Origin of the sequence: Streptomyces phytophilus (assembly GCF_013870535.1) — a bacterium.
GTDB classification, from domain to species: Bacteria; Actinomycetota; Actinomycetes; order Streptomycetales; family Streptomycetaceae; genus Streptomyces; species Streptomyces phytophilus.
The window spans coordinates 1-3,365 of the sequence record NZ_JACBXC010000662.1 but is presented as its reverse complement, the minus strand read 5'-3'; the positions used below and the strand labels follow the sequence as shown (position 1 = coordinate 3,365).

The 3,365-nt window shown below is 70.3% G+C and carries 3 protein-coding genes and 1 pseudogene; 3 read left to right on the top strand and 1 reads right to left on the bottom strand.

All coding sequences use genetic code 11. From position 1 onward, the window contains the following. Positions 1–537 (bottom strand): annotated as a pseudogene (locus H5J30_RS23135) (hypothetical protein); the annotation flags it as partial. A gap of 204 nt (positions 538–741) precedes the next feature. On the opposite strand from H5J30_RS23135, the gene H5J30_RS23130 reads away from it, so the two are divergent. The 3 genes from H5J30_RS23130 (at position 742) to H5J30_RS23120 (ending at position 3,144) form a co-directional block, all read left to right on the top strand. Beyond that, the gene (locus H5J30_RS23130; protein WP_181789306.1) at positions 742–1,491 is read left to right on the top strand and encodes a GOLPH3/VPS74 family protein; all 750 of its coding nucleotides are present in this window, start codon (positions 742–744) and stop codon (positions 1,489–1,491) included. 366 nt (positions 1,492–1,857) lie between these two features. Further along, positions 1,858–2,715, top strand: a complete 858-nt coding sequence (locus H5J30_RS23125; protein WP_181789305.1) for a helix-turn-helix domain-containing protein — start codon at positions 1,858–1,860, stop codon at positions 2,713–2,715. 219 nt (positions 2,716–2,934) lie between these two features. Next, positions 2,935–3,144: a DUF397 domain-containing protein gene (locus H5J30_RS23120; RefSeq protein ID WP_181789304.1), complete on the top strand. Its 210-nt coding sequence runs from the start codon at positions 2,935–2,937 to the stop codon at positions 3,142–3,144. The last annotated feature ends 221 nt before the right edge of the window (positions 3,145–3,365 follow it).

Below are 3,365 nucleotides of genomic sequence, written 5' to 3'. Positions count from 1 at the left end.
GTCCTTCGCCCCGGGCGTCTTGCCGTCCCCGTCCGCGGGCTTGCGCTTCGGGCGCGGCCGCGCCGCCTTCGCAGCGGCCGGTTCCGTCGTCGTCCCCCCGGTCTCCGGGCGGGATCCGGCCGTGCTCTCTGCCGTGCCGTCCTCATCCGCGGGGTTGCCCGCCTTGCCGGTCTTCGCTGCCGGCGCCGCCTTGGCCTTCGATCCCGAAGCCTTCCGCGCGTCCGCCCCGGGCGCCTTGCCGTCCGCCTCCGCGGACTTGCGCTTCGGGCGGGAACCCGTCCCGGCCCCGCCGCCCTCGGCGGGCTCCGCGTCGTCGTCATCCACCGCCGCCCCAGGCGCAGTTCGCTCCGCCGGGTCGGCGTCGGACTGGGTGGGAACCGGCGCGGCGGCGGGGGCGTTGTCGGTGGGGGACGTGAACGCCAGGCGTGGGTCACGTTCGCCGTCCGGGTCACGCGCGTCGCGCGGCTCGCGTTCGTCCACGGTCGCCGACCCCGACGGTTGCTGCTCCTCGGACCTCCCGGGGGACTCGACCGCCACCGACTTCCTCCTCCTGCGTCACAACCGCACAACCGCGTCAACCATGGCGTGGCCACCCACCCTACGGGGACGCAGCCGTCTCTCGCCCGCACCTGGGAGACGAGAACGACATACCTACAGGTTCCCGATCAAAGCACCCACGCACTCTCGACAGACCAATGTGAGAGGCGTCACCCTGTCATTCATCCACGCGGGGAGGCATGGATGGGCAGGAGCCGCAGAACACTTCCGGAGGAGCTTCTGCTGCTGGCACTGGACCCGGCCACGGGTACCACTGCGCAGCCGCAGTCGCTCGACCTCGGCCTGGCAGGAGCACAGCTCGTCGAGCTCGCTCTGGCCGGGCGAATAGCCCCGGACGGGGATCGTATCGCCGTGATACTTCCGCGTCCGACCGGGGACCCCACTTTGGACACAGCACTGGAGTTGCTGCGTCGCCGGGGCAGTCCCGTGCGCGCGGTGAACTGGATAGGTGGGCCACGTCTGGGGTTGCGCCAGACGTATCTCGCTCATCTGGAGCGCTGCGGCATGGTGCATGCCGTGGAGAGCCACATGTGCGGGGTCCTACCGACCACTCGATATCAGGCAACCGACACCGCCATCAGCCGGGAGATACGTGCCCGGCTGGACAGCGCGATCCGCACCGGCGTCCCGCCGGACCCGCGGACCGCGGCGCTTGCCGCCCTGGCCCACGCGGTCGGGCTCGGCAAGCATCTCTACCCCGGGAACGAGGGGCGCTCCGCGCGCTCCCGGCTCCGGGATCTGATCAGGCACGACCCGATGGGCGGTCTGGTGGCGCACGCCGTGATGGATGTGCAGAACGGCGTCACCGCTCAGCCGCGGCGCACTCCCGGAGGCAGCCGTCCCGCGGCTCGTCCGCCGGCTGTCGCGCAGCCTGCCGGAGTTCCCGCGGGGTCCCGCCGCGCGGGGATGATCCGGACGGCCGCGGTGCGCTGAGCCCGCCCGGCGGCCGCGAGCAGCGCCGAGCCCGTACGTGATCGTTCGCGTACGGGCCAGGCGTCGCCCGCCGGTGCGCCGGGCCGGGAACGGGAGCCGCACAGTGCAGGGCCCTGTCCGTCGAGTGGCCTCGACCGGACAGGGCCCTGCCGTGCGTTCCGGCGACCACCTAGCCGTACCGCGCGGCCACTTCCCGTGACCACAAGAGGCGTACCCGGACCCGTGCGGCGCACATTGTGGGCCAAACCTTTGCCCGCTGCGGCCATTTCGCGACGATCGCAGCGGCGCACACTCCGTCGGTGGCAGGCTGCACCCAGTAATGAGATACGTCCGTACGCGGATTACGCACCCGGAGGTGCAACTCCCTTGGCGTCCAACGTCAATCCCACGGTCAGGCGGCGCCGCCTCGGCCAGGAGCTGCGCAGGCTGCGCGAGCAGAAGAACATGACCGCGGAACAGGTCGCGGACCGGCTGCTGGTCTCGCAGTCGAAGATCAGCAGGCTGGAGAACGGCCGGCGCAGCATCAGCCAGCGCGACGTACGCGACCTGTGCGGGGTGTACGAGGTGGACGACGAGCGGATCGTCGGCTCGCTGATGCAGATGGCGAAGGAGTCCCGCCAGCAGGGCTGGTGGAACGCTTTCGGGGACGTGCCGTACAGCGTCTACATCGGCCTGGAGACGGCCGCCGCCTCGCTGCGCATCTACCAGTCGCTCGTCGTGCCGGGACTGCTGCAGACGCGCGCGTACGCGGAGGCCGTCATCGCCGGCAGTTCGCCGGAGGTGACGGCGGCGGACGTCGAGAAGCGGGTGAACGTGCGGATGCGGCGGCAGGACCGGATAAGGGAGACGGAGCAGCCGCTGCGGCTGTGGGCGGTGTTCGACGAGGCCGCGCTGCGGCGCGTGGTGGGCAACGAGCAGATCATGCGGGAGCAGCTGGACCACCTCGTCGAGGCGTCGGAGCTGCCGCACGTCACCGTGCAGGTGCTGCCGTTCGAGACGGGCGCGCACCCGGGCGTGACGGGGCAGTACGCGATCCTGGAGTTCCCCGAGGAATCCGACTCCAGCGTGATCTATCTGGAGGGTGTCACCAGCGATCTCTATCTGGAGAAGAGCGACGACGTCCACAACTACAGCATGATGTACGAACATTTGCGGGCACAGGCACTCAATGCCGAGCAGACCAGGAAATTCATCGTGGATGCGGCGAAGAAGTACGCCCGCTGATATTCGCGCGCAGGGCCGGGTATCCCGAAACGGAGGCACGGTACACCCGTACCGGGACGCACCGGAAGAGCAGCAGCCTTTCGCCATCCGGTTGAGTGAAAGCTCCCTGACCGTTGGGTTGTTCGGCGGTAGCGTCTCGGCGTCGGGCCGGGGCGTCGACAACACTCCGGCCTGGAACGGACAGGGAAGAAGTTGAGTCCTTCACCAACCGGAGAGAACATGGCAATCGAACTCGGCGCCACCGGCGCCTGGACCAAATCGACCTATTCCGCGGGCAACGGCGAGTGCATCGAGGTGCGTTCGACCGCTCCCGCGCTCGTCTCGGTGCGCGACTCCAAGGTCCCGGACGGTCCCGTCCTGGACTTCGCCCCCGACTCGTGGGCCGCATTCGTGGCCGAGGCCGCCGGCGGTGCATTCCGTCCGGAGTGAACCGCGGGTGATTCCCTGACGTCACGACCGCGTGACGCGGCCCGGGAAGCACACCGCCGCACCTTCGATGGCCCTCTCGACTGGCACGCCGTCCCGGCCGAGAGGGCTCGGCCTTTCCGGTTTGGCTGGCTCCCGACCGGCCCGAAGACCTCGCCGGGCTGCCTGCCCTGGGTACACACCCCGGCCGCGACGCCCGTCGCCGCCTCCAGCAGCGCGGCCCG

Excerpts from the sequence above, each read along its gene's own strand:
- H5J30_RS23130 (WP_181789306.1), top strand. The coding sequence starts at position 742 with ATGGGCAGGAGCCGCAGAACACTTCCGGAGGAGCTTCTGCTGCTGGCA.
- H5J30_RS23120 (WP_181789304.1), top strand. The coding sequence starts at position 2,935 with ATGGCAATCGAACTCGGCGCCACCGGCGCCTGGACCAAATCGACCTAT.